We start from the raw sequence: 25,748 nt of genomic DNA on the forward strand, positions 1-25,748 counted from the left end.
GATGAAAGAGCATAACAGTCGCCGTGCGTTTTTAAGCAATAGCGGCAAAATGGTCACCGCCGCCGCGCTGTTTGGCGCAACCGCGCCAATGGCCTATGCGGCGTCTTCTGGCGCTGCCGTCTGCGAGACGAAGGGAACCATGAACATTACCGACAGCCATTACTATCTGGATAACGTGCTGCTTGAAACGGGCTTTGAGTACGAGGGCGCGGTTGTCGTGCATACCCGTACCGCACTGCAGACCGTGGAAATTCAGGACGGCAAAATCGTGGCCCTGCGCGATAACAAAAGCCATCCGGACGCCACGTTACCGCACTACGACGCGGGTGGCATGCTGATGCTGCCGACTACCCGCGACATGCATATCCACCTTGATAAAACCTTCTACGGTGGCCCGTGGCGCTCGCTTAACCGCCCGGCGGGCACCACGATTCAGGATATGATCAAGCTGGAGCAAAAGCTGCTGCCTGAACTCCAGCCGTACACGCAGGAGCGCGCGGAAAAGCTGATTGACCTGCTGCAATCAAAAGGCACCACCATCGCCCGCAGCCACTGCAATATCGAGCCGGTCTCGGGGCTGAAAAATCTCGAAAATTTACAGGCGGTGCTGGCACGGCGCAAAGCCGGTTTCGACTGCGAAATCGTTGCCTTCCCGCAGCACGGCCTGCTGTTATCGAAATCTGAACCGCTGATGCGCGAAGCGATGCAGGCCGGGGCGCACTACGTCGGCGGGCTGGATCCGACCAACGTCGACGGTGCGATGGAGAAGTCCCTCGACACCATGTTCCAGATTGCCATCGACTACCACAAAGGGGTGGATATTCACCTGCACGAAACCAGCCCAGCGGGCGTGGCGGCGGTGAAATACATGGTGGAAACCGTAGAGAAAACGCCGGAGCTGAAGGGCAAGCTGACTATCAGCCACGCTTTCGCGCTGGCGACGATGAACGAAGGGCAGGTGGATGAAATCGCCACCCGCATGGCCGCGCAGCAGATTTCTATCGCTTCAACGGTGCCTATCGGCACGCTGCATATGCCGTTGAAACAGCTGCGCGACAAAGGTGTAACGCTGATGACCGGTACCGACAGCGTGATCGACCACTGGTCGCCGTACGGCCTTGGCGACATGTTCGAAAAAGCCAACCTTTACGCCCAGCTCTACATCCGCCCGAACGAGCAGAACCTCTCCCGCTCGCTGTTCCTCGCCACCGGTGACGTGCTGCCGCTGAACGACAAAGGCGAGCGCGTGTGGCCGAAGGCGCAGGATGACGCCAGCTTTGTGCTGGTGGACGCGTCGTGCTCGGCGGAAGCCGTGGCGCGGATTTCTCCGCGCGCCGCAACGTTCCATAAAGGACGGCTGGTGTGGGGCGGCGTGGCATAACCCCGTAGCCCGGACGAGGCGCATCGCGCCGACTCCGGGGCCGCTCGATCCCAAAATTTTTTTACCCCGACCGAAACCTTCAGGCCTTAGCGTGCGAACTATTATGTACAGAGCACCTTTATCCCCCTGATGGAGTCGACCATGAATCGTTTGAAAGCCTTATCAGCCGCCGCCGTACTCAGCCTTTCTCTGTTCGCCGTGAATGCGAACGCCGCCCTCGAGCCAGGCGCAAAAGCCCCGGACTTCAGCCTGCAAGGCGCGCTCGGCGGTAAGCCGCTGACCTTCTCCCTGCAACAGGCGTTGCAGAAAGGGCCGGTGGTGCTCTATTTCTTCCCGGCCGCGTTCACCAAAGGCTGTACCCTCGAGGCGCACGCCTTTGCTGAAGCCACCGATGATTTCAAAAAACTCGGCGCAACCGTGGTGGGCGTGACCGCCGGGAACGTTGACCAGGTGGATGAATTCTCAAAACTGGAGTGCCGGGATAAATTTTCCGTGGCGGCAGACCCTGGCGCGAAAGTGGCGGCGGAGTACCAGACGCTGATGCAGATGAACGGCAAAACGCTGTCCGACCGCACCTCGTTTGTGATCGCCCCTGACGGCAAGATTTTGATGAGCTACACCGACCGTAACCCTGATCAGCACATCCAGAAAGCGATGGATGCCGTGAAGCAGTACGCGCAATCGCACTCGTAATTTAGCCGCCGGGGTACGCTATGTTAACTGCCATTCTGGCCGCCTTTGTGGGCGGCATTATCCTCAACCTGATGCCCTGCGTGTTCCCGGTCATTTCACTGAAGGCGCTGGGCATTCTGCGCCATGAGGGCGATGCTAAAAGCGCGCGCACCGAAGGGTTGGGCTTTTTACTCGGCGTGATTTTTACCATGCTGGTGCTGGCGGGCATATTGCTGGCGCTGCGTGCTGGTGGCACCGCCGTTGGCTGGGGATTCCAGCTTCAGTCGCCGATGGTGATTGCCATACTGGCGCTGATTATCCTGGGCGCGGCGCTGAATCTGCTTGGCGTGTTTGAAGTCGGCTTGTCGTTACAGCGAGCCGGGGAGATTTCGGTAGGCAGCGGAGCTTTTGTACGCTCGGCGCTAACCGGTGCGCTGGCGATTGTGGTGGCGACACCCTGCTCGGCACCCTTTATGGCGGGCGCGGTAGGCTACGCGTTGGTGCAGCCGCCGGTGGCCTCGCTGGCGATTTTCCTGTCGCTGGCGATAGGCTTTGCCGCGCCGTTTACCCTGGTCTCGTTATTCCCGGCCATCGCCAAACGTCTACCGCGACCGGGCGCATGGATGGACATTCTCAAGCGCGGCCTGGCGTTCCCGATGCTCGGGGCGTTCGCCTGGCTGGTGTGGGTGCTGACGCAGCAGGCGGGGACGACCGCGCTGTTAGCGATGCTGATTTGCGCCGTGGTGGTGAGCTTTGCCGCGTGGCTGTACGGTATGGCCCAGCGCCGACGCTATATCGGCCAATCCTATAAAGCGCTGCTGGCGGTGACGGTGGTGCTGTTTATCGCTGCGGTCAGCCCGCTACCCGGCGTGATGCACGTCCAGCCGTCGCAGCCGGAACTCGCGCGTGTAGAAAACATCACCCAGGTGAAGTGGTCGCCACAGACGGTCGAAGAGATGCGCGGGCATGGCAAAGCTATCTTTGTCGATTTCACCGCTTCCTGGTGCATTACCTGCCAGGTGAACGAGCGCACCTCGCTCTCTACGACGGCGGTGAAGCAGGCGCTGGTGAGCACGAATACCATCTACATGGTGGCGGACTCCACCAAATTTAACGCCGATATTGATGACGCGATGACCGCGTTCGGGCAGGGTGGTTTGCCGCTCTACGTGGTCTACCCGGCGGACGGCAGCGCGCCGAAAGTGCTGCCGCAGGTGCTGACCCCGACGATAGTGGTCGACGCCCTGAATCAGGCATCCGGTAAAAAAGCATGAGGTAACGGGCATGGCGGAATATGGATAACGGTTTAGCGCCGCGTGAAGCATGGCCTGCGCTGATGGCAAGCGCGCAGGCGGGGGATCGCGATGCCTATACCCAACTGCTGCGGGCCATTGTGCCGGTGATTCGGGCGATAGTCCGCAAGCAGATTGCCGACAGCGTGCTGGTTGACGACGTTATCCAGGACGTCCTGCTGGCTGTCCATCGGGTGCGCCACACCTACGATCCTGCCTGTCCGTTTTTACCCTGGCTGATGGCCATCACCCAGGCCCGCACCGTTGACGCGCTGCGTAAACGTGGCCGCCACTGGCGGCGTGAAGCCGATGAGGAAGAGGCCGTTGAGCCTGCCACTGAACACATCCCGGAAGAGGATGAACGAGAAGAAACGCTGGCGCTGATCCTCGACCAGCTCCCCTCGCGCCAGCGGCAAATTGTGGAGCATATCCACCTGCAGGAGATGAGCCTGGCCGAGGCCGCTGCCCGCCATAATTTAAGCGTTTCGGCGGTGAAATCGCTATTACACAGAGCACTAACCAACCTTCGCCGGATGGGAGCGAACCATGACCGATCATGATCTTCTTATTGCCCAGCTAAGCCGTGATGCCGGGCCGATACGCCGCCCCTGGGCCAGCAACCGGCGGGTCGCCGCGTGGCTGCTGATGGCGCTGCCGTGCGGCTGGCTCAGCAGCCTGGTGTTTCACCGAGTGGCAACCGACTGGACACAGTCCGGCGCGCTGCTGGCGGCGCTGCAGCTGACCATGGCTTTTGTGATGGGCATACTGGCGATACGTAACGCCTTCCTGCTGAGCATCGCTGGGCGCAAACCGCTGGGCTGGCGCTGGTTTGCACCACTGATTGTGCTCTGGCTGGGCGGCGTTATCTTTAGCCTCGGCACGACACACGCGCCGGAAAGTCATCCCGATGAGGTGAACTGCTACGCGTTTATGATGGCGGTGAGCACGCCGATGATGGTCATTATGATGGGCTACCTGCGCCGCACCCGGGCGCTGTATCCGCTGCGCACGCTGGCGACGTCAGGGGTGGGGATCGCCTGTATGGCGCTGACGATGCTGTCGTTTTGCCACCCGGTGGAGGTGCATCCGCTGGATTTCCTGCTGCATATGGCGGCGGGGGTGACGATTGTGCTGGTGATGATGGCGGCCGGGTGGCGGTGGGTGAGGATTGGGTGATAAGCGCCATGTATCGATGCGTTTATCTGACTCGTAGCCCGGCCGAGGCGCAACGCGCCGACGCCGGGGCGGCTCTTTCTAAACCCCTTCAACCTCATCCAACCGCCGCTTCAACGCCGCCAACTGAAACTCGCTAAACACCTCAATCCCATGCTGGCGCAACAGCGCCGCCGCGACTCCTTCGCCCGGCACCTTCACCCCGCTAAACGCGCCGTCATACACGTTCTGGCTGCCGCAGGTTGGGCTACCGTCGGTCAAAATCGCAAACCGACAGCCGTGACTCTGCGCGGTTTTTAACGCCAGCCACGCCGCCAGCACGTACGACTGTGTCACATCGCGCCCGTCGCTTTCCACCACCTGCGCCCGCCCGCTCAACACTTCGATACCCTGACCGTTAACCATCTCCGCCGACAGCCGCGGCGTCTCAAGCCCCGCCGCTAGCTCCGGGCAATGGGTGACCAGACGGCCTTCATCGCGCCACTGTTGCAGCAGGTGGGTGGTACAGGATTTATCGGTGCCGTTGTAGCGCACGGGATGCCCGGCGAGGCAGGCGCTGAGGAGGATTTTGTGTTTGACGGTCATGGGGAACCTTGAGGATGCGTGGCAAGGCGGTTGTCGCGATGCCTGCGGTGATAGGGTAACAGATAATCAGTTGCGGGGGCGGTCAGACCTTCGGGGGGACTAGATAAGTACAAGGATTGATGCACCTTAAAACAGACGTTAACTCTATTTTGCCTTCTTTAAGGTGCGTAAATAATGTTAACCGAACAATCATCCGTGTGGTTTTGCGAGGCGGATTCCAGAATAACCATCGTGTTTTCAGGAAGTCCGGGGGCGGATTGCGGCGCGTTAACGATAGCGGTATTTTCTACACGCACCTGCAAAATCAGGTGTCGGGATTGACCTCTCTGATAGAATGTTACGGGCGACATATGACGTGCCAACGTTTTAAAATATGTCGTACGCACGGCTACACCTCAATGGTGGGCCAGGCGGGGGCGTCGTAAGACGCGCCGGTTCCCTGTAACGCCGGTAAGGTCAACCCCGTCTGGTTCCGCCACCCGTGAGATTGACCTCTCCTGCGGCGGACGTTTAACCCGTTACAGGAGGATGCCCACATGGCAACGATCCCTACCCAGACTCAAGCTAAATCTAAAAAACCGGCGAAAACTGAACGTCATTACACCGTGAGCTACGTACCCAACCGGGGCGATACCAGCACGCCCGCGCTGAATTTAAGCGGGAAGTGGTTGAGGGAAGCGGGGTTTGATACCGGGACGAGTGTCACCGTGAAGATTGCGGGGGATTGTATTGTGTTGATTCCTGAGACGGGGGCGGTGCGGGAATTGAGGGGCTGTTGGAGAGGATGAAGAAGCCCGCTAAATAATTAATTGCAGAGATGTAATCTGTGGGATGGATTACATCTCTGTAGATCAATATAATCTAATTGATATTTATAGTTAATATATCAATTTGTTAATTAAAAATTAATGTCATTAGCTTAAACTAATTACCATTTGTCGAACATAGCTTCCCCAGTCTTTGTAGCAACGTATAGACGCAGATTTTATAACTGGAGCATCTTTAGTAAGATCTAATTTACCCTTTAAAAGCCACATCGAATTAGAAATATTCTGAATTGTAGGATATTTATCATAGTTAGGAACTATGTTGGAATCAATGAACCCTCGTTGTATGAGGCCTTGTCCACGTTTATTATTATCTATCCAGTATTTTTTTTCATTGTCATTTTTAGGTTCTACTAACCCAGCCTCAAATTGATACGACCAATTATTGAAATCATTTTTTACTCTGTCAAATAATGAGTGAGAAATCACAAAAAGATCTAAATCTGAATGTTCTCCAAAAGTTTTACCGACCTTGTGTGGTGCCATGGATTGTCCGATTCGAGCGCTACCCGTTAAATTAATTTCTTTTGGATCAACGTCAAGTCGTGTCCCCAGCCAAGCTCTTACTACATCGTATAACGCAGGAGTATTTCGAAAGGCAAACGGAATGCCTTCAGATAACCATAGGCGTGCGATAGCTGCTTTAGAGTGCTCGCCTCCATGTGTTGCAGCTTCAACAAGTAGTTTCGCTTCTGGATAACTATTCAGCAATGTTGCTAAATGGGGGGATACTTTAAAAGGTTCCATTGGTATCACCTTTTGATGAATTAGCCGTAGTGTATAAGACAGATTGTAATAGTATGTATTTTGCCCTGTTTTGGATTTTTTTTATGCGAATATGATCATATTTTTGTGGTTCTGGGTATTTCAGTCTAGCAATAATGCCCGCTGCTTCCATGTCTGTGATTTTTAAAAGGTCTATTTTTAATCTGTTCGATAGTTGAGTGATTCCATTCATCCTCCATCCAAAATAAGCAACAAATAAGTAAAGTTTGGGAAGATCTGATTTATTTATGTGTTTTGTTAGCTTAGTGGCTAAATACATTTCCTGAATTTTTCTTTTTAATGTTCTTTCATAGCGACCGGTTAATACTCTAACAAGTTGCATTGCAATTGTAGATGCACCTTCCGTTCTTCTACAGAAGATTGTTCTCCACGTAGCCCTTAAAATAGAGACTAAATCCACTCCGCAATGTTTTTCAAATCTATGATCCTCAGCAATAATCAGCATGGTTATCAGTCTAGGTGATATAGTTAATTTATCAGATTCGTTTTTAATACTAACTATTTTTCTTTTTATTAGTAGCCAATCTTCAGATGTTTTCATCTATATTCCAAATTAATAATGTATATTGTTTCTTGTTGTCGTTATAGTGAGTATGGTTGTTTTTCATTTGAATAAGTTATGTGATTAGAGTATACATTACCGAAAGTAAATATTATTCACAATATTTTTTTGCTATTTACCATGGCATATAATTTCGCCAGATTATTATTTTTAGGTAATTAATCACCCATCACAGGTTAATCACAACCTTAATGCCTGTATTCGGGACTTTTAGTTTTAATTACAAATTTTTAGTCTTAGTAATAAATTGCAACTTTAGCATTTTGCAGTGTTTTATGTGGGGAAATTGAATCTTATATCTGAATATCTATGGGAAAGCAGTAACCACTGGTGGGGTGTGGAAGAGTTAGTTAGACAATGTGGTGTCCGGCCAGAAAGCAAAAACCCAGCCATAGGCTGGGTTTTCTGAAGAAGTGGTGCCCGGACTCGGAATCGAACCAAGGACACGGGGATTTTCAATCCCCTGCTCTACCGACTGAGCTATCCGGGCAACGAGGCGCATTAAACCGTAGTCGCTCCCTCACGTCAACCAAATTCACCGAAAAGCTGTTCAACTGCTTACTATTGCGGCAATCTACGCGTTTGCGCCGGGTGATTGCACAAATCTTCCAGACATCGGCGCGGCAATCGGGCAATGCTGGCGGTGAGAGGGGGGCGGTATGGCAACGAAAGACTGGCTAGAGCTGCGACAGCATGCCGATACGGGCATTGAGACAATCAAAGCGCACTTTGAAGGGTACGCGTTCGACCCGCACTGGCATGATAGCTATCTGGTGGGGATCACGCTGTCTGGCACTCAGCAGTTTCACTGCCGTCGCGAGCGTCACCATAGCGTGCCGGGCGATGCCTTTCTGCTGGAGCCGGGTGAGATTCACGACGGTGAATCGCCGGTGGCCGGTGGCTTTACCTATCTCACCTTTTACCTCGACGAACGCTGGCTGACCAACACCCTGCGCGGGCTGTATGATGCCACGCCGGACAGCTATTCGCTGCACTTTAACCAAACGCTCACCCGCGAACCGCAACTGGTGCGGGCGATTGGCGAGACGTTCAGCACTCTGCATACCGATGAGATGCGTATTGTGCAGCAGAGCAGCATGGACGGTCTGCTGGCGCAGCTGACCGCGCACTGCCAGTGGCGCAAGCGGTTGCCGTCGGCCATTCAAAGCTCGGCGATTGCTCATCGGGCGCGGGACTATCTGCATGCGCATATGGGCGACAATATTGGGCTCTCTGATTTAGCGCGGGAGACGGGCACCGACCGTTTTACCCTCACGCGCAGCTTTAAGCGCGAGTTCAACCTGGCACCGCACGCGTGGTTGATCCAGCTGCGGCTGGCGAAAGCGCGCCAGCTGCTGTCGCTGGGCGAGCAGCCGGTGGACGTGGCGGCGACGCTCGGCTTTGCCGACCAGAGCCATCTCGGGCGCTGGTTCCAGCGGGCGTACCGTATCTCGCCAGCGCATTACCGTCGGTTGTGCACAAACCTTCCAGACGTTTCCAATAAATAACGGCACAGTCGGGACTCCAATAATAAGGAGTCACCTGTGAATATCATGCCGTTCCTGCTGTTTGCCTTCGTTGCGTCGATAACGCCGGGGCCGACTAATATCCTTGTTCTTACCAACAGCCAGCACTATGGCGTGCGGGCGACCATTCCGGCGCTGGTCAGCGGCTGCGTGGCAGCGAGCGCGATTGTGCTGGTCTCCGGCGCGGGCGCGGGGGAGCTGTTGCGCCAGTATCCGCTGGTGCGGCAGGTGATGAGCTGGGCAGGCGTGCTGTGGCTGACGTGGATGAGCTGGCAGCTGTTCTGCGCCCCGGCGGCGAATATCGCCGGGAAAGAGAGGCAGCGCTTTACTGCCAAAGCGGCGGCGCTGTTGCAGGTGATAAACCCGAAAACCTGGATGATGGCGCTGGCGGTGGTCAGCCTGTTTGCTCCGGCGGGCGAGCATGCGCTGCGTGAAGTGGCGTTGATGGCGCTATGGTTTTTACTGATCTCGGTGGCGTGTCTGATGTGTTGGGCGTGGCTGGGGAAAGCGGTGAATCGAGTGTTCCGCACCACCGTGGCGATGGTGCGGTTTCAGCGGCTGATGGCGCTGTGCCTGCTGGTTTCCGCATGGGCGGGGATGCTGGCTTAGGTCAGTGCGCCGTTCTGGCGGCACTGGGCAAAGCGCAGGATGTCTTCGGCAAGACGGTGCGCGGTGTCCACGTCGGCCTGGCTACGGCTGACCAGCATGCGGCTCAGACAGCCTTCCAGCACCAGTTGCATCTGTTTGGCGACCATTGCCGGGTCGTCCACTTCCAGTTGGGTCAGCAGCTCATGGCTGTACGCATAGGCGGCCTGCTTTTGCTGCTCGGCGAGCTGGTGAATCGGGTGGTCTGCCTCCGGGTAGAAGGTGCAGGCGGCGATAAACAGGCAGCCGGGGTAGCGATTTTTCGTCACGCACTCGGTCAGCGCGGTGTAGCGGGCCAGCAGTTTTTGCTCGGGGGTCAGCTCTTCGTTAAGCATCAACTGGCGACGCCAGGTCTCCACCTGCTGGCTCAGGTAGCGCAGCGCGTCATACAGCAGCGCTTCGCTGTCCGGCCAGAAACGGCGCAGTTCGTCCAGCGGGCGGTCTACGCGTTCGGCAACCATCTCCAGCGTGGTGCTCGCAATCCCTTCTTGCTCAAGGAGCTGTAGGGCTTCTCCCAGTACGTCTTCGCGTTGCACGGTGTTTCTCCTCCGTTCCTGACAGTTTCCCGTCTAAAAGTGTTGTCTACGGTTGGCGATCGCGCAAATGTGCGCGGAACGCGGCGGCATCCTTGAAGCCGGTCACCCGTAGTGCGGGCTGCTCGTTGCCGTTCTCGTCAAAGAAGAGAATGGTCGGCAGGCCCAGAACCTGTAAATGTTTTAGCAGCGCCACGTCCTCGGCGCTGTTGGCGGTCACGTCCGCCTGTAGCAGTACGGTATTTTGCAGCGCCTGCTGTACCTGTGGGTCGCTAAAGGTGTATTTCTCAAACTCTTTGCAGGCCACGCACCAGTCGGCGTACAGGTCGAGCATCACCGGCTTGCCCTGAGCGCTGGCGAGTGCCGCGTTCAGCGTTTCAACGTTACTGATGCGGGTAAAGTTGAGGTGCGATTGGCTCTGCGCCACGGTGGCGCCAAAGGCCCAATCCTGAAGCGGACGCACGCTGATCAGCGCGGCGGCGAGCAGGAGTATTTGCCCAATGCGCTGCCACGGTTTTTGCAAACCCAGGCTGGTGATAAACGCCCAGCCGAAGAACGCCACGCCGAGCATCGACCACAGCCGCAGCCCCCAGACGTCGCCAATAATACGTTCCAGCAGGAACACCGGCAGAGCGAGGATCACAAAGCCAAACGCGGTTTTGACGTGCGCCATCCACGGCCCGCTTTTCGGTAGCAGGCGGTTGCCGAATACCGTCACCAGAATCAGCGGCAGCCCCATGCCCAGCGCGTAAAGGTACAGCGTACCGCCGCCGAGCCACAGGTTACCGCTTTGGGCGATGTACAGCAGAATGGCGCTGAGTGGCGCGGTGGTACATGGCGAGCAGATAAGCCCGGCAATCGCGCCCATCGCAAATACGCCGCCCATCGAGCCGCCCTGCTGGCGGTTGCTCATCAGGGTGAGGCGGGTTTGCAGCGATGACGGCAGTTGCAGCGAGAAGGCACCAAACATCGACAGCGCCAGCAGGATAAACACCGCCGACAGGCCAATCAGCACGTACGGATGTTGCAGGGCTGCCTGGAACTGCATTCCGGCGGCGGCGACCACCAGGCCGAGCGCGGTGTAGGTAAGCGCCATGCCCTGCACGTAGATAAAGGCCAGCAGCAGCGCACGGGCGGTGGAGAGGCGCTGTTTGCCGCCGAGGACGATGCCGGAGATCAGCGGGTACATCGGCAGCACGCACGGGGTGAAGGCGATGCCGATGCCGATTAATAGAGCCCAGAGGGCGGAGAACGGTAAGTCCGCGCTGGGGTTGTCCCTCACCCCGGCCCTCTCCCCGGTGGGGAGAGGGGGAAGGGCAGAGACTGCGCTCAATGGTACGGTTTTGGTCTCTGGCGGGTAGCAGAAGCCCGCGTCGGCGCAGCCCTGGTAGGTGACGGTGAGCGTCGCACCTGCGTTGGCCTGGGTCAGCGTCACCGGCACGGTCAGGCTGTGGCGATAGATTTCGCTTTTGCCGTAGAACTCGTCGCTATGCCACTCGCCGTTGGGCAACTGGAGTGGAGCGATGCTGGCGTTAGCCGGGGTCACCTGCACCTGCTTGCGGTAGAGGTAGTAGCCGTCTTTCACCTGCCAGGTGAGGTTCACATCGTGCTGGTTTTGCTGAAAATCGAAGGCGAAGGCCTGATCGGCAGGAACAAAATTGGTGCGGCCGGGCGCGTCGAACAGCCCGGCAAAGGCCGAGGTGCTGCACAGCAGCAGAATCAGCGTAAGGAAGCGTTGAGCCATGAGAGGTAATCAGTATCTGCGTGAGTAACGGGTAAAACCAGAAGTTCGGGCGTTTGATACGGGTGGTGAGCCTTCAGACAGTCGAGCAGCGCCTGCTGGTGGGCGTGGTCGGTTTTCAGCAGCATCTGCACTTCATACTCCTGTTCGAGTTTCCCCTCCCAGTAGTAGAGCGATGTTGCGCCGGGAAGTAGCGTGGCGCAGGCCGCCAGCTTTTCCGCCAGCACTTTCGCCGCCAGGTCCTGGGCGGTAGCTTCATCAGGAGCAGTACAGAGAACCACAACAGCGTCGGGAATACTCATTGCATACCTCGTATCGATGAAAAGAGGCACTATAGCACGGTGGGAAAAAGGGGTTGAGTGAATCGGGCCGCAGAGCGGCCCGACTTTAACGATTTTTACATGGCGTCACAGGGCTAGAGCATCAGCCCGCCGAAGATGAAACCGAGGATCACGCACAGGGCGATGGCAATCACGCCCGGCACCAGGAACGCATGGTTAAACACGTATTTGCCGATACGGGTAGAGCCGGTGTCATCCATTTCTACCGCTGCCAGCAGCGTAGGGTAGGTTGGCAGCACGAACAGCGCGGAAACCGCAGCGAAGGACGCAATGGCCGTCAACGGGGTGACGCCGAGCATCAGCGCCGCAGGCATCAGTGCTTTAGTGGTCGCCGCCTGGGAGTAGAGCAGGGTAGCAGCAAAGAACAGCACCACCGCCAGCAGCCACGGGTAGTTGTTCAGCAGGTCGCCCGCGATGGCCTGAATGTCGGCAATATGGGCTTTGACGAAAGTATCACCCAGCCATGCAACGCCCAGTACGCACACGCAGGCGCTCATGCCGGACTTAAAGGTGCTGGCGTTGAGGATCTCGCCGGTATCGACTTTACAGGTGATGCAAATCAGCGTGGCGATGGTCAGCATGAACACCACAATCGCTTCGTTGCGCGGCAGTACCGGGTTCTGAATCAGCCCGACGGTGTCGCTGATGGCGGTGGCGTAGAACATCACGGCCACGATACCAATCAGGAACAGCAGCACGGAACGCTTCGCATGGGGTTTCAGCTCAAACACTTTGCTGCCGCGCAGGCGCACTTCGCCTTTTGCCAGACGTTCCTGATACACCGGGTCGTCCTTCAGCTCGCAGCCGAGGAAGTTACAGACGATGGAGGTCAGCAGTACGGCAATCAGCGTGACCGGAATGCAGATGGAGAGCAGCGTCAGGTAGCTCACGCCCATCGGTTCCAGAATGCCCGCGAAGAACACCACCGCGGCGGAAATCGGCGAGGCGGTAATCGCAATCTGCGAGGCGACCACGGCTATAGAGAGCGGACGAGAAGGGCGAATACCCTGCTCTTTAGCCACTTCGGTAATCACCGGCAGCGTGGAGAACGCGGTGTGCCCGGTGCCCGCCAGAATGGTCATAAACCAGGTGACTAGCGGCGCTAAAAAGGTGATGTATTTGGGGTGACGGCGCAGCAGTCGTTCGGCCAGGCTGACGAGGTAATCCATCCCGCCTGCCACCTGCATTGCGGCAATCGCGGCGATAACTGCCATGATGATTTCAATAACGTCAAAGGGGATGACGCCGGGTTTGATCTGAAAAATCAGCGTTAACACCAGCACGCCTAAACCGCCAGCGAAGCCGATGCCGATACCGCCAAGTCTTGCCCCCAGATAAATGGCAAGAAGCACAATGACCAGTTCTGCTCCAAACATATTAGCCTTCCTTGTATTGCTAGATTGATATGTAATTGTTGTGTTTTGGTAAACTATAGATACAAAAAAGGCATGTCACGATGACATGCCTTTGTGCGTTATTCGGGAAGCTTACTGTTCGCTTTCATCGGTATAGCGCTTCGCTTTATAGGCCGGATGCATCAGGTTCTGCGGGGAGAAGATATCGTCCAGCTCCGCTTCCGTCAGCAGACCGCGTTCCAGCACCACTTCACGTACGCTCTTACCGGTTTCGGCACAAATTTTACCGACGATGTCGCCGTTGTGGTGGCCGATGAACGGGTTGAGGTAGGTGACGATACCGATGGAGTTATAGACGTAGCTTTCGCACACTTCTTTGTTCGCGGTGATGCCGTCGATGCATTTTTCCAGCAGGTTGTAGCAGGCGTTGGTCAGGATGTGGATAGACTCAAACAGCGCCTGGCCAATCACCGGCTCCATCACGTTCAGCTGCAGCTGACCGGCTTCAGAAGCCATGGTGACGGTGGTGTCGTTGCCGATAACCTTGAAGCATACCTGGTTCACCACTTCTGGCACCACCGGGTTCACTTTGGCTGGCATGATGGATGAGCCCGCCTGCAGTTCCGGCAGGTTGATTTCGTTCAGGCCAGCGCGTGGGCCGGAGGAGAGCAGGCGAAGGTCGTTACAGATCTTCGACATTTTCACCGCCAGGCGTTTCAGCGAGCTGTGTACCATGACGTAGGCGCCGCAGTCGGAGGTCGCTTCAATCAGGTCTTCCGCCGGGACAACCGCCAGATTACTGACTTCCGCCAGCTTCTGTACCGCCAGCTGTTGGTAGCCGTCCGGGGTATTCAGGCGAGTACCGATAGCGGTCGCGCCGAGGTTCACTTCCAACAGCAGTTCTGCGGTGCGCAGCAGGTTTTTGGTCTCTTCGGTCAGCAGCACGTTGAACGCGTGGAATTCCTGGCCCAGGGTCATTGGTACCGCATCCTGCAGCTGGGTTCGACCCATCTTCAGGACGTCCTGGAATTCCGCTGCTTTACGCTGGAAGCCTTCGCCCAGCTGATTAATCGCGTCAATCAGCTTCAGAATAGAGGTGTACACCGCGATGCGGAAGCCGGTTGGGTAGGCATCGTTGGTGGACTGGCATTTGTTGACGTGGTCGTTCGGGTTCAGGTACTGGTATTCCCCTTTCTGGTGGCCCATCAGCTCCAGGCCGATGTTCGCCAGTACCTCGTTGGTGTTCATGTTAACGGAGGTGCCTGCACCACCCTGGTAAACGTCTACCGGGAACTGGTCCATGCATTTGCCGTTATTCAGAACTTCATCACAGGCAGCAATAATGGCATTTGCCACGCCTTTAGGGATCGTCTGAAGCTCTTTGTTCGCCAGGGCCGCTGCTTTTTTCACCATCACCATCCCACGAACAAATTCCGGGATGTCGCTGATTTTGCTATTGCTGATGTAAAAGTTTTCAATCGCTCTCAGAGTATGAACGCCGTAGTAAGCGTCAGCCGGAACTTCCCTGGTACCCAACAGATCTTCTTCGATACGAATGTTGTTTAGCATGTGAACCTTCTATTTGCGAGCTGCCAATGATTTCACCAAATACGCATAATCTGAATGGTTATGCGTTTTATGACCGCAGATTATTTCCTTAATCGGCCCAGTGTCTATGATCATATGCTGATAATAGCGGATTGCAGTAATCTGGATCACTTATTATCAGACGGAACGGATAAGAATTATTGATTTGTGAAATGAGTCACCGCTTGACCATTGTTGACAAAAATATGGATGCGCGCTGATTGAAATGCGGCGAATCACCACCATTTAAAAGTAGTGCAGCGGGCCGTGAATCGCTGCAAACGCGCGAACCGCGTGATTTTTCGAACAGGAGATGCCAGTGCGCTGGATACCGTTAATTGCCATTTTTCTCTATGTTTACATTGAGATATCGATTTTTATCCAGGTCGCCCATGTGTTTGGCGTCCTGCTGACGTTAGTACTGGTTATTTTTACCTCCGTCATCGGCATGTCGCTGGTGCGCAATCAGGGCTTCAAAAACCTGATGCTGATGCAGGAAAAAATGCAGGCGGGCGAAAGCCCGGCGGCCGAGATGATCAAAAGCGTTTCGCTGATCCTCGCCGGTTTGCTGCTGCTGTTGCCAGGGTTCTTCACCGACTTCTTGGGTCTGGTGCTGTTGCTGCCGCCGGTGCAGAAACACCTCACCGTGAAACTGATGCCGTATCTGCACTTTAATCGGATGCCGGGCGGCGGTTTTGCGGGCGGTACCACCAGCGGGCAGACTTTTGACGGTGAGTATCAGCGTAAGGACGAACGTCCTGACCAGTTGGATCATAAAGACGATAATCGCCCATAAGCCGTGGCGATGATAAAAAGCCGGAGCGCGTTGTGCCTCCGGCTTTTTTTATGGCGTTGGTGCGGTCCCGGCGTCGCTGCGCTCGGCCGGGCTACAATTTGACACGTAGCCCGGCCGAGCAAAGCGACGCCGGGAATGCTCAGACCTTTCTTTTCGGCAGCAACACCCACAGCGCCGCCAGCATCACGATCGCGTACAGGCTCTTCCATCCCACCATCGACAGCAGCAGCACGCACAGCGCCACGCCCACGACGGATAATGCGCGGTAGCGCCCGCTTAACAACCGACACCCTGCCAGCATGCACAGCAGATAAATCATAATAAAAATGCCGTTGGCGTAGACGATCAGCGCATCGAGGTTGATGTTCAGCCAGTAGCTGGCAAGCGTGCTCACCATGCAGCTGCCAATCACCACGCTCAGCGCATTACGCGGTACCAGCCCCGGTGAGAGGCGCGCCAGATAGCTATCCGGTTTAGACTGAGCCTGCGACCACACCAGCCGGGCGAAGCTCTGGATGTAGATATTGAGGCTAGCGAAGCAGGCGAGGAAACCGACGACGCTCGCCACCCACAGCGCCTTCACGCCGAACAGTTGTACCACGATGGTCGGCAGCGAAGCCGCGGCAGTATTGGCAGCACCGTAGGCGTGGAAGTGCAGCACCAGTACGGTACAGGCCCAGTAGACCACGCCTGCCAGCAGCAGGCCGATAATCAGCGCGCGCGGGAAGTCGCGCTCCGGGTTGCGGAACTCCGAAGCCATATGGGCAAATGCCTCCAGGCCGACGAAGCACCAGAACATCACCGACAGCGCGGCGAAAAGCTGTGAACTGTCGATATCAGGCAGGGCCGGGAAAGGGATCGCTTTTACTGAGATATCGCCGTAGACCCAAATAGCGGCCAGCAGGGCAACAATTAAAATGGCGACCAGCGTCTGCAAATTAGCGCTGGAACTGGCGCCGCGTGAGCCCAGCCACCAGACGATCGCCAGCGTGGCGACCTCCGCCATCAGCAACTGCCAACCGTGCCAGCCGAACAGCGCCTGGGTAAAGCCGGAGGCAATATGCAGCGCGGCGGGCAGGCCAACCGGGATAACCGAGAGAAACAGCCAGCCGGTAACGCGAGCGAGGCGAGGGCCAAAGGCCATTTCGACGAAGTGCGCTACGCCGCCTGCGCTAGGGAAGTGTCGGCCGAGGAGGGCAAAGACGATAGCGACAGGAAAGACCAGCACGATTAACGCGGGCCAGGCCCACAGGCTGTTGTCACCGGCAACCAGCGCGCCCAGCGCCGGAACGGCAAAGACCCCGGTGCCGAGCAGCGACGTCGATAGTAATCCTACTCCCTGAGCTAACCCGAGCTCCTGTTTAAGTCCCGCCATGTCCCTCGTCCACACTTTTACAAAAAGAGCAAAATGTTACCACATCCCCTCTCCCGGCAGCCCCGCGTCATTGTGCTGTTCTACGCTGGCAATACAGCGATTTATCGCGATTGCGCAGCCGGATGAAATTTTTTTTAGGGTGCCCCCTTGAAGGGCAAAATAACCATCCCCATCTCTCAGGCACTAGCCGGAAAACCGCTTACGGCCCGGCATCACCCATAACTGATAATGACTTTCTCAAAGGAGAGCTATCAATGAGTATTCGTCCGTTACATGATCGTGTGATCGTCAAACGCAAAGAAGTTGAAACCAAATCTGCTGGCGGCATCGTTCTGACCGGTTCTGCGGCAGCAAAATCAACTCGTGGCGAAATCATCGCTGTCGGTAAGGGCCGCATCCTGGAAAACGGGACCGTGCAGCCGCTGGACGTTAAAGTTGGTGACATCGTGATTTTCAACGATGGCTACGGCGTGAAATCTGAGAAGATCGACAATGAAGAAGTGTTGATCATGTCTGAAAGCGACATCCTGGCAATTGTTGAAGCGTAAGCAACGCGCGAACGAATTTGAGGAATAGAAGAAATGGCAGCTAAAGACGTAAAATTTGGTAACGACGCTCGTGTAAAAATGCTGCGCGGCGTTAACGTACTGGCAGACGCAGTTAAAGTTACCCTGGGCCCTAAAGGCCGTAACGTTGTTCTGGACAAATCCTTCGGCGCACCAACCATCACCAAAGATGGTGTTTCTGTAGCACGTGAAATCGAACTGGAAGACAAGTTCGAAAACATGGGTGCTCAGATGGTGAAAGAAGTTGCCTCTAAAGCGAACGACGCTGCAGGCGACGGTACCACCACCGCGACCGTACTGGCTCAGGCTATCATCGCAGAAGGCCTGAAAGCCGTTGCTGCGGGCATGAACCCAATGGACCTGAAACGTGGTATCGACAAAGCTGTCGTTGCTGCGGTTGAAGAGCTGAAAGCACTGTCCGTTCCTTGCTCCGACTCTAAAGCGATTGCTCAGGTTGGTACCATCTCCGCTAACTCCGACGAAACCGTAGGTAAACTGATCGCTGAAGCGATGGATAAAGTCGGTAAAGAAGGCGTGATCACCGTTGAAGACGGTACCGGTCTGGAAGACGAACTGGACGTAGTTGAAGGTATGCAGTTCGACCGTGGCTACCTGTCCCCATACTTCATCAACAAACCAGAGACTGGTGCTGTTGAGCTGGAAAGCCCGTTCATCCTGCTGGCTGACAAAAAAGTATCCAACATCCGCGAAATGCTGCCAGTTCTGGAAGCCGTTGCGAAAGCCGGCAAACCACTGGTTATCATCGCTGAAGACGTTGAAGGCGAAGCGCTGGCTACCCTGGTGGTTAACACCATGCGCGGTATCGTGAAAGTTGCTGCTGTTAAAGCACCTGGCTTCGGCGACCGTCGTAAAGCGATGCTGCAGGATATCGCAACCCTGACCGGCGGTACCGTTATCTCTGAAGAGATCGGTATGGAGCTGGAAAAAGCCACCCTGGAAGACCTGGGTCAGGCTAAACGCGTTGTGATCAACAAAGACACCACCACCATCATCGATGGCGTGGGTGAAGAAGCTGCGATCCAGGGCCGCGTTGCTCAGATCCGCAAACAGATTGAAGAAGCAACTTCTGACTACGACCGTGAAAAACTGCAGGAACGCGTAGCGAAACTGGCTGGCGGCGTTGCGGTAATCAAAGTCGGTGCGGCTACCGAAGTTGAAATGAAAGAGAAAAAAGCACGCGTTGACGATGCCCTGCACGCGACCCGTGCTGCGGTAGAAGAAGGCGTGGTTGCTGGTGGTGGTGTAGCGCTGGTTCGCGTAGCCGCTAAACTGGCTGGCCTGGCTGCTCAGAACGAAGATCAGAACGTCGGTATCAAAGTTGCGCTGCGCGCAATGGAAGCGCCACTGCGTCAGATCGTTTCCAACGCCGGTGAAGAGCCATCTGTTGTTGCGAACAACGTGAAAGCGGGCGAAGGTAACTACGGTTACAACGCCGCAACTGAAGAATACGGCAACATGATCGACTTCGGTATCCTGGACCCAACTAAAGTGACCCGTTCTGCTCTGCAGTACGCGGCATCCGTTGCGGGCCTGATGATCACCACTGAGTGCATGGTGACCGACCTGCCAAAAGGCGATGCTCCTGATTTAGGCGCAGCTGGCGGCATGGGTGGCATGGGCGGTATGGGCGGCATGATGTAATGCGACGAAGGTCGTATTACTCTGCGTAGTTAACAGAATAAATAGCATTTTAGCTAACGGTTAACTTACGTACCCATGGTGAGCGGGGCTAGTCCCCGCTCCCAAAACTGAGTCGTGCAGCATAAGGTAGTACCTCTTCGAAAATTAAACACCTTCTTGATCCCTAAGCCGTCGCTAGCAGGTTACTTTATTTACTCTTAATGTTATTCGTCCCATTCATCATAGATATGTGTATGTGCAAATTTATATATACAATATCCCACGAAAAATATTATTATAGAAAGTAAGTCCCATAGATATTTATTTTCACTTTCTGAAAAAAATAAAAACCAGGCAGTCAGTGCGGTACCTAAAGTGCCTAATCCCTTTCCTATTTCTCTAATAAAACGAGAAATTATGATGAGTGGTGTTTTTTTTATATTCATAAGTTATGAAAAACTCGTACTGGTAAATTAACAGTAATCATCCTGTTAATTATATATGACATTCGATGCCAACTCCTATTGATGATATTCATCTAAAGAAAACCTGTCATCATTGAATAATGAAAATGTAATCTATGGAATATTAATTCTATAGAACTTATTTTATTCCCATAATAAATATTGACATTGTAATTAATGTTGCTCATTCTGGCTTTATAGGCCCCCAAAGAAATATTCACATATTTTATCGAATTCATCCTGGTTTTTATCTCCGATTTTGCACACGGTATTAAATGGTTTTAAAATATCTTCTATAAGAAAATACAGAAGATCCAAATCTCCTAAGTTTTTCAATTTATTATGCAGTATAGGATCTATACCTTCCAAATGTCGGGATGTGTATATCGCTCTAGAAGTTTCAGCTCCAATTGATAGTAGCAATCCAGAAAAGGTTCCTGCGAAAAAAGCAGATGCGCCTCTGGAAGCTATAGCTTCACCTAATTTTATGCCGGTTAATTCAGTGAATGTTATCTTGCCTAAGAAAGAACCTGATATATTCGTTGAAAGAATAGTGATTTTTTCTAGATTAACTCTTGAAATAAAATTATCTAGTGACGTGATAATGAGTTGTTAAATAATATCTTTGTTGAATATCCCTTTTTTATCAGATGGGCCAGTCTGAATTTATCATCCAGGTTTTCCCTGCGATGTTCAGTATCAATAAAGTCGTATCCTAGATAACAGAAACTAACAGGGAATGAAATAATACCTTTCGCCACTGCTCCCCAGAATCCAGAACCATCGATATTTATAGCAGTCAGCATATCTCTGGCAATCACTTTAGCATTGTCCATAATAACGCTCCTTTACATTAAACGGTGTAGCGCTGTATCTTTCATCGGTGAGCCGTATGCTCCGCGTCGGGGTTTTGTCGATGTGCTAGCATGCTAGCATCCCTCAGATGCTCGGTATGGGATGCAGAATTGGCCTCATCAACGGTTGCGCCAGTTGCCTTCTCTGTTTTTTATGCTAAGTATCTCGCTGCATCTGACCAGACTAAAACCATATCGAGGTTAAAGACGATATCCTCAGGCGATTATCGGAATACATTTAGATGGCAGGGATCAAGGAGTTGTCATGTCCGTTGCAAAAACGCATGGGGAATTCTCTTTTGGTCATCTTTTTAGTATAAGGTTTACACACGGACGACTTGCGTCCAGCTCATTGATTATGGGGAATAACATGCAGGTAAAATATTTGGCAGGGATCGTTGGTGCGGCGCTGCTGCTGGCCGGCTGTAGCTCAACCACGGAACTGACCTCTGGCGGCCAGAACGTGCGCTTTGTAGAAGAGAGGCCGAGCGCGGAGTGCCAGTTGCTGGGTACGGCGACCGGGGCGCAGGGTAACTGGCTGTCTGGGCAGCAGGGCGCGGAAGGCGGCTCTATGCGCGGTGCGGCAAATGCGCTGCGTAACCATGCCGCTGAAATGGGCGGAAACGTGATTTATGGCGTGAGCAGCCCAACGCAAGGCATGCTCTCCAGCTTCGTACCGACCGACAGCGAAATGAACGGCCAGGTCTATAAGTGCCCGAACTGATTCACGCGTAGCGCCCCCGCTAGTATTCCGGGGGCGTAGTGCTTCAGGCTTTCTCTGCGTTTTTTTCTACGCTTTGCTGTAGCTGATACAGCGCCTGCATATAGGCATCTGCCGTGAAGGTTTTACGTTTGTCAGAAGAGAGCGCTCTGACAAAAACCTGGCACGGTAAGCCCGCGAGTTTCTGCAGCCTTGGGCTGCAATCTAACAGTCGACGGGTGACAGCCTCGACGTCTTTGGTGCCCGGCTTGCTGCGCGTTTTGATCGCCGTCCCGCTAAACTGCGTGTTCCCTTCGCTATCGGTATAACGATAGACAACCGCCAGATGGTGAACGAACAGGTTTCGTTTCCAGGCTGGATGGTCGTAGGAGTCATACTCCAGATTGCCGCCTGCCTTGTAGTCCACGTCGTACAGCGGCAGGAAATCCAGCATGGAAGAGATACGCAGCGACAGCTCGTTCATCCCCGCGTTATTGATGGCATGAACCATTACGGTCACCAGCAGCTCGATTTGCAGCAGATCAACAACCAGCTCGACCTTTTTACCGGAGTGCAGCGTCAGGGTGAACGTCTGGCTTTCATTGTCATCGTTGGTGAGCGAGATGGCGTTGACGCGCAGATTGACGTCAGCATGCTCCAGCGCTTCACGCTGAAGCGCCGGGATATTCTGATGCATTTTCTGCGCGGCTTTATCGCGCGCTTTTTCGTAGCGACTGCGCTCGTCTACGCTGAGCAGAGGAAGCTGCGCGAGGCGGTATTCGAGGGCGATAAACAGGTCTTTCAGGGCGATAGCGGGCAGGAAAAAGAGCGACTCTTTATTACGCGGCTCTTTAATTTTCAGGGCCAGCGCAATGAAATTATTTTCCTGACGAATGACGCCTGCGTTAATGCCTTTGATGGAAATAGACAAACGGTTCTCCTTAACCATTTTTTAGTTAAATGTATTTATTTAACTTATTGATTTGGTTTATTTTTAATGGCGATATGAATCGTTAAAATAACACAGACCGTTATGATGTCCAAAAAAACAGGCAGACCGAAGTCTGCCACTTTATTTCGTTTATCGCTGACGTAGCTGGAGATCCAGCGGCGTTTTACTTGGCTCGCCGCCAATTTCTCGCGCCAGTTTCGGCACCATATAACCGGAGATAAGCGTGAGCAGCTCGCGCATAATTTCGCGCGCTTCGTCATCGCTGACGAGGAAGTGGGCCGCGCCCTGAACTTTATCCAGCACGTGCAGGTAATATGGCATCACGCCAGCATCAAACAGCGCATTGCTGAGATTGGCCAGGGTTTGTGCATTATCGTTCACGCCGCGCAGCAGCACGCTCTGGTTGAGCAGCGTTACGCCCACGCGGCGCAGTTGCCCCATGGCATGGCGGAAGGTATCGTCAATCTCGTTGGCGTGGTTGATATGGTTAACCAGCAGGATCTGCAGCGATGAATTCGCAAAGCGGCTAACCAGCGTGTCGGTAATGCGAGCCGGAATGACGATCGGCAAGCGGCTATGAATACGCAGGCGCTTGATGTGCGGGATGGCTTCCAGTTGGGTGAGTAGCCAGTCCAGTTCGTGATCTTTTGCCATCAGCGGATCGCCGCCGGAGAAAATGATTTCGTCGAGTTCCGGATGCGCACTGACATAGTCCAGCGCAGCCTGCCAGTTTCGCTTATTACCCTGGTTCTCGGCGTACGGGAAGTGACGACGGAAGCAATAACGGCAATTTACCGCGCAGCCGCCTTTTACCAGTAATAACGCACGGTTATGGTACTTATGCAGCAGGCCAGGCACCACGCTGTGCTGTTCTTCCAGCGGATCGGTGGAAAAACCAGGGGCGGCGATAAACTCTTCCTGCGAGGTAAGTACCTGACGTAAAAGCGGATCGTTCGGGTTGCCTTTCTCCATGCGCGCCACAAATGCGCGCGGAACGCGCAGGGCAAACAGGCGCTTAGCCTCACGGCCAGCGAGCAGATTTTCATCAGCGTCTATATTCAGAAGACGTAATAGTTCATCCGGATCGGTGAGAACATCGGCAAGTTGCATCAACCAATCTTCTCTGGATGGGGTATTTAGGGTTACAATATGCGCCATTTTGTGGCTTAGCTACCATTTAACAATTTCAGAGGGCCTTATGGCGACTTACTATAGCAACGATTTTCGTGCTGGTCTTAAAATCATGATGGACGGCGAACCGTACGCGGTTGAAGCCAGTGAATTCGTTAAGCCGGGTAAAGGTCAGGCATTCGCACGCGTTAAGCTGCGCCGCCTGCTGACCGGTACTCGCGTAGAGAAAACCTTCAAGTCTACCGACTCCGCTGAAGGCGCAGACGTTGCCGACATGAACCTCACCTTCCTGTACACCGACGGTGAATTCTGGCACTTCATGAACAACGAAACCTTCGAGCAGCTGGCTGCCGATGAGAAAGCGGTTGGCGAAAACGCGAAATGGCTGCTGGATCAGGCTGAGTGCATCGTGACCCTGTGGAACGGCCAGCCTATCTCTGTGACCCCGCCGAACTTCGTTGAACTGGAAATCATTGAAACTGACCCAGGTCTGAAAGGCGATACCGCAGGTACTGGCGGTAAACCAGCTACCCTGTCCACTGGCGCAGTGGTTAAAGTTCCACTGTTCGTCCAGATTGGCGAAGTGATCAAAGTGGATACCCGCTCCGGCGAATACGTATCTCGCGTGAAGTAATTCATGCTTTGATCGCCCGGCGCAGCAGTGATGCTGCGCCAGCCTTTTCCCCGTTCGATCCAATCTTCTGTCTTTCCCGCTTCGTCTTCTTCCGAAAAAAAACGCTGACATCCAACATCCTGAGTGAAGTTGTCTATGCTTATGAAGCAAGATAACGATAACTGGCTCTTAAGGATGACATTATGGTGAAAAAAGCGATCGCAGCATTTTTTACGGTTCTGGTTCTCTCCTCTGTGCTCACGGCCTGTAACACCACGCGAGGACTTGGCGAGGATATTTCCGACGGTGGTAGCGCTATTTCTGGGGCCGCAACCAAGGCGCAGCAATAAATCGAATCTGACGGTACGACGCACGGTTGTACCGTCGTTTTTCAACGCCTATAATCCCCCCGTTATACTTTCCAACACCTTGCGGGACGACCCGTAAGCGTATCTCAACCGGGGACGGCCCCATCGTTATGGAGCCTGAAATGTCCTGGTTAATTCTCTTTATTGCTGGCCTGCTCGAAGTCGTCTGGGCCGTTGGCCTGAAATACACCCACGGGTTTAGCCGCCTGGTGCCGAGCGTGATTACCATTGTGGCGATGATTGCCAGCATGGCGCTGCTGTCGTGGGCGATGAAAAGCCTGCCGGTGGGGACGGCCTATGCGGTATGGACGGGGATTGGCGCGGTTGGCGCGGCGATTACCGGCATTCTGCTGCTGGGTGAGTCGGCAAGCCCGATGCGCATCGCCAGCCTGGCGCTGATTGTGATGGGGATTATTGGCTTAAAGATGAGCGCGCATTAATGGCCTCGGCCGGGCTACGTGTGATGTCGTAGCCCGGCCAGGCGTAGCGCCGCCGGGAAGCGGCACGGCGTTAAATAAACAGCACGCCGACCAGCGTCACCACCGTCAGAATCGCTGCCAGACCGTAGAACACCCATTTCCCGTTCGGGACGTGGATCTTCAGATCATGCATCGCATGGTGAATACGGTGCAGACCACACCACAGCGGCAGAACGATCATCAGGAAGATAAACGCGCGGCCAATCAGGCTGTGGGCAAAGCCCAGCACGCGTTCGTAGCTGAAAGCATCGGCCGGTGCCAGGCCTAACGGCAGCAGCACGCCAACCAGCAGCACGATGACTGGTGCAATAATCGCGCCCCACATGCCGCCTGCGCCAAACAGACCCCAGAATACCGGTTCATCGGAACGTTTTGGGTTCGGGTTAATCATACCAGTCTCCTTACCAGAACAGCGCGACAAACAGAATCACCACGCTGACTAGCGCGGTAACCACCCAAAGCCCTTTGATAATCGGCTCTGGCCCCATTTTTTCGCTTTTAACGATGATGTTGGCAGCCTTCGGCGCCAGCTCAAACCAGGTTTTGGTATGCAGCAGCGCGGCGGCCAGGGTAATCAGGTTCAGCACCACCACCACCGGGTTTTGCAGGAAACCAACGTATCCCGCCCAGCTTTCTGCACCGTGCTTCAGCGCAAACAGGCCGTAAATCAGCACGATGCTGAACCATACCGTTGGCACCGCCGTCCCTTCACGCAGCATATAGAAGCGATAAAACGGCAGCTTTCTCCACCAGGTGGACGGCATTGGCCGTACATAGGGTTTGCGTTTAGTCGTCATCATGCA

The 25,748-nt window shown here is 54.5% G+C and carries 29 protein-coding genes and 1 tRNA gene; 15 read left to right on the plus strand and 15 right to left on the minus strand.

What is annotated here, in order from left to right:
- Position 1: 1 nt before the first annotated feature.
- The 5 genes from AB2B48_RS19930 to AB2B48_RS19950 all read left to right on the plus strand — a co-directional run bounded on the left by AB2B48_RS19930 (position 2) and on the right by AB2B48_RS19950 (position 4,521).
- Positions 2-1,381, plus strand: coding sequence for an amidohydrolase family protein (locus AB2B48_RS19930; RefSeq protein WP_368299955.1), 1,380 nt, complete (start codon positions 2-4; stop codon positions 1,379-1,381).
- Between the two features lie 141 nt (positions 1,382-1,522).
- Positions 1,523-2,074, plus strand: a complete 552-nt coding sequence (locus AB2B48_RS19935; protein ID WP_368299956.1) for a peroxiredoxin — start codon at positions 1,523-1,525, stop codon at positions 2,072-2,074.
- Between the two features lie 20 nt (positions 2,075-2,094).
- A complete protein-coding gene (locus AB2B48_RS19940; protein ID WP_368299957.1) occupies positions 2,095-3,327 on the plus strand; it encodes a protein-disulfide reductase DsbD family protein in 1,233 nt (410 codons plus the stop codon).
- Positions 3,328-3,347: 20 nt separating this feature from the next.
- The gene (locus tag AB2B48_RS19945) at positions 3,348-3,905 is read left to right on the plus strand and encodes a sigma-70 family RNA polymerase sigma factor (protein ID WP_368299958.1); all 558 of its coding nucleotides are present in this window, start codon (positions 3,348-3,350) and stop codon (positions 3,903-3,905) included.
- Complete coding sequence (locus AB2B48_RS19950) at positions 3,892-4,521, plus strand: DUF1109 domain-containing protein (protein WP_368299959.1); 630 nt, start codon at positions 3,892-3,894, stop codon at positions 4,519-4,521. Before AB2B48_RS19945 ends, AB2B48_RS19950 begins: the two co-directional genes overlap by 14 nt.
- A gap of 78 nt (positions 4,522-4,599) precedes the next feature.
- Here the strand turns inward: AB2B48_RS19950 and AB2B48_RS19955 are convergent, their stop codons facing one another.
- Positions 4,600-5,103, minus strand: a complete 504-nt coding sequence (locus tag AB2B48_RS19955) for a DUF523 domain-containing protein (protein WP_368299960.1) — start codon at positions 5,101-5,103, stop codon at positions 4,600-4,602.
- A 536-nt stretch (positions 5,104-5,639) separates the two neighbouring features.
- Here AB2B48_RS19955 and AB2B48_RS19960 point away from each other — a divergent pair.
- On the plus strand, positions 5,640-5,891 hold the full coding sequence (locus tag AB2B48_RS19960) for a SymE family type I addiction module toxin (protein ID WP_368299962.1): 252 nt from the start codon (positions 5,640-5,642) through the stop codon (positions 5,889-5,891).
- A 126-nt stretch (positions 5,892-6,017) separates the two neighbouring features.
- On the opposite strand, the gene AB2B48_RS19965 is transcribed toward AB2B48_RS19960, so the two are convergent.
- The 3 genes from AB2B48_RS19965 to AB2B48_RS19975 all read right to left on the minus strand — a co-directional run bounded on the left by AB2B48_RS19965 (position 6,018) and on the right by AB2B48_RS19975 (position 7,768).
- The gene (locus tag AB2B48_RS19965) at positions 6,018-6,677 is read right to left on the minus strand and encodes a hypothetical protein (RefSeq protein ID WP_368299963.1); all 660 of its coding nucleotides are present in this window, start codon (positions 6,675-6,677) and stop codon (positions 6,018-6,020) included.
- Positions 6,664-7,257 (minus strand): biosynthetic peptidoglycan transglycosylase, encoded by a 594-nt coding sequence (locus tag AB2B48_RS19970; RefSeq protein WP_368299964.1) that lies wholly within the window; start codon positions 7,255-7,257, stop codon positions 6,664-6,666. The genes AB2B48_RS19965 and AB2B48_RS19970 overlap by 14 nt, the downstream gene beginning before the upstream one ends.
- Positions 7,258-7,692: 435 nt before the next feature.
- Positions 7,693-7,768: transfer RNA gene (locus AB2B48_RS19975), tRNA-Phe, on the minus strand.
- Between the two features lie 169 nt (positions 7,769-7,937).
- Here AB2B48_RS19975 and AB2B48_RS19980 point away from each other — a divergent pair.
- Both AB2B48_RS19980 and AB2B48_RS19985 read left to right on the plus strand, forming a co-directional pair.
- On the plus strand, positions 7,938-8,786 hold the full coding sequence (locus tag AB2B48_RS19980) for an AraC family transcriptional regulator (protein WP_368299966.1): 849 nt from the start codon (positions 7,938-7,940) through the stop codon (positions 8,784-8,786).
- A gap of 36 nt (positions 8,787-8,822) precedes the next feature.
- Positions 8,823-9,413, plus strand: a complete 591-nt coding sequence (locus tag AB2B48_RS19985; RefSeq protein WP_368299967.1) for a LysE family translocator — start codon at positions 8,823-8,825, stop codon at positions 9,411-9,413.
- Here AB2B48_RS19985 and AB2B48_RS19990 read toward each other — a convergent pair.
- The 5 genes from AB2B48_RS19990 to aspA form a co-directional block, all read right to left on the minus strand.
- Positions 9,410-9,985 carry a transcriptional regulator gene (locus AB2B48_RS19990; RefSeq protein WP_185669286.1) on the minus strand — a complete coding sequence of 192 codons (576 nt, stop codon included), beginning with the start codon at positions 9,983-9,985 and terminating at the stop codon, positions 9,410-9,412. The genes AB2B48_RS19985 and AB2B48_RS19990 overlap by 4 nt on opposite strands.
- 46 nt (positions 9,986-10,031) lie before the next feature.
- Positions 10,032-11,726 carry a protein-disulfide reductase DsbD gene (locus tag AB2B48_RS19995; protein ID WP_368299969.1) on the minus strand — a complete coding sequence of 565 codons (1,695 nt, stop codon included), beginning with the start codon at positions 11,724-11,726 and terminating at the stop codon, positions 10,032-10,034.
- Positions 11,702-12,025, minus strand: a complete 324-nt coding sequence (cutA, locus tag AB2B48_RS20000) for a divalent cation tolerance protein CutA (protein ID WP_185669288.1) — start codon at positions 12,023-12,025, stop codon at positions 11,702-11,704. The genes AB2B48_RS19995 and cutA overlap by 25 nt, the downstream gene beginning before the upstream one ends.
- Before the next feature lie 113 nt (positions 12,026-12,138).
- Positions 12,139-13,440 carry an anaerobic C4-dicarboxylate transporter gene (locus AB2B48_RS20005; protein ID WP_368299970.1) on the minus strand — a complete coding sequence of 434 codons (1,302 nt, stop codon included), beginning with the start codon at positions 13,438-13,440 and terminating at the stop codon, positions 12,139-12,141.
- A gap of 111 nt (positions 13,441-13,551) precedes the next feature.
- On the minus strand, positions 13,552-14,988 hold the full coding sequence (gene aspA / locus AB2B48_RS20010; RefSeq protein ID WP_185669290.1) for an aspartate ammonia-lyase: 1,437 nt from the start codon (positions 14,986-14,988) through the stop codon (positions 13,552-13,554).
- Between the two features lie 337 nt (positions 14,989-15,325).
- On the opposite strand from aspA, the gene AB2B48_RS20015 reads away from it, so the two are divergent.
- Positions 15,326-15,802, plus strand: coding sequence for an FxsA family protein (locus AB2B48_RS20015; RefSeq protein ID WP_185669291.1), 477 nt, complete (start codon positions 15,326-15,328; stop codon positions 15,800-15,802).
- A 139-nt stretch (positions 15,803-15,941) separates the two neighbouring features.
- Here AB2B48_RS20015 and yjeH read toward each other — a convergent pair whose 3' ends face one another.
- A complete protein-coding gene (yjeH, locus tag AB2B48_RS20020; RefSeq protein WP_220439657.1) occupies positions 15,942-17,177 on the minus strand; it encodes an L-methionine/branched-chain amino acid transporter in 1,236 nt (411 codons plus the stop codon).
- Positions 17,178-17,431: 254 nt separating this feature from the next.
- Here yjeH and AB2B48_RS20025 point away from each other — a divergent pair, with 254 nt between their 5' ends.
- Together AB2B48_RS20025 and groL are read left to right on the plus strand one after the other, a co-directional pair.
- A complete protein-coding gene (locus AB2B48_RS20025; RefSeq protein WP_003855929.1) occupies positions 17,432-17,725 on the plus strand; it encodes a co-chaperone GroES in 294 nt (97 codons plus the stop codon).
- A 33-nt stretch (positions 17,726-17,758) separates the two neighbouring features.
- Complete coding sequence (gene groL / locus AB2B48_RS20030; RefSeq protein WP_185669293.1) at positions 17,759-19,405, plus strand: chaperonin GroEL; 1,647 nt, start codon at positions 17,759-17,761, stop codon at positions 19,403-19,405.
- Between the two features lie 1,033 nt (positions 19,406-20,438).
- Here the strand turns inward: groL and AB2B48_RS20035 are convergent.
- Complete coding sequence (locus AB2B48_RS20035) at positions 20,439-20,684, minus strand: hypothetical protein (RefSeq protein WP_368299972.1); 246 nt, start codon at positions 20,682-20,684, stop codon at positions 20,439-20,441.
- A 388-nt stretch (positions 20,685-21,072) separates the two neighbouring features.
- Here AB2B48_RS20035 and AB2B48_RS20040 point away from each other — a divergent pair, with 388 nt between their 5' ends.
- Entirely contained in the window at positions 21,073-21,426 is a 354-nt protein-coding gene (locus tag AB2B48_RS20040; RefSeq protein WP_368299974.1) for a DUF4156 domain-containing protein, read from the plus strand.
- Positions 21,427-21,469: 43 nt separating this feature from the next.
- Here the strand turns inward: AB2B48_RS20040 and yjeJ are convergent, their stop codons facing one another.
- Both yjeJ and epmB read right to left on the minus strand, forming a co-directional pair.
- A complete protein-coding gene (gene yjeJ / locus AB2B48_RS20045; protein ID WP_368299975.1) occupies positions 21,470-22,333 on the minus strand; it encodes a YjeJ family protein in 864 nt (287 codons plus the stop codon).
- A gap of 150 nt (positions 22,334-22,483) precedes the next feature.
- Entirely contained in the window at positions 22,484-23,512 is a 1,029-nt protein-coding gene (gene epmB, locus AB2B48_RS20050; protein WP_368299977.1) for an EF-P beta-lysylation protein EpmB, read from the minus strand.
- 40 nt (positions 23,513-23,552) lie between these two features.
- Here epmB and efp point away from each other — a divergent pair, with 40 nt between their 5' ends.
- The 3 genes from efp (at position 23,553) to sugE (ending at position 24,906) form a co-directional block, all read left to right on the plus strand.
- Complete coding sequence (gene efp, locus AB2B48_RS20055; protein WP_185669299.1) at positions 23,553-24,119, plus strand: elongation factor P; 567 nt, start codon at positions 23,553-23,555, stop codon at positions 24,117-24,119.
- Between the two features lie 182 nt (positions 24,120-24,301).
- A complete protein-coding gene (gene ecnB, locus AB2B48_RS20060; protein ID WP_185669300.1) occupies positions 24,302-24,448 on the plus strand; it encodes a lipoprotein toxin entericidin B in 147 nt (48 codons plus the stop codon).
- Positions 24,449-24,588: 140 nt separating this feature from the next.
- Positions 24,589-24,906 (plus strand): quaternary ammonium compound efflux SMR transporter SugE, encoded by a 318-nt coding sequence (gene sugE, locus AB2B48_RS20065; protein WP_185669301.1) that lies wholly within the window; start codon positions 24,589-24,591, stop codon positions 24,904-24,906.
- Positions 24,907-24,976: 70 nt separating this feature from the next.
- Here sugE and frdD read toward each other — a convergent pair whose 3' ends face one another.
- Positions 24,977-25,336 (minus strand): fumarate reductase subunit FrdD, encoded by a 360-nt coding sequence (frdD, locus tag AB2B48_RS20070; RefSeq protein ID WP_035894225.1) that lies wholly within the window; start codon positions 25,334-25,336, stop codon positions 24,977-24,979.
- Positions 25,337-25,346: 10 nt separating this feature from the next.
- Positions 25,347-25,742: a fumarate reductase subunit FrdC gene (gene frdC / locus AB2B48_RS20075; protein ID WP_185669325.1), complete on the minus strand. Its 396-nt coding sequence runs from the start codon at positions 25,740-25,742 to the stop codon at positions 25,347-25,349.
- Positions 25,743-25,748: the final 6 nt, after the last annotated feature.

This window comes from Kluyvera sichuanensis (genome assembly GCF_040930405.1).
Taxonomy (GTDB): domain Bacteria; phylum Pseudomonadota; class Gammaproteobacteria; order Enterobacterales; family Enterobacteriaceae; genus Kluyvera; species Kluyvera sichuanensis.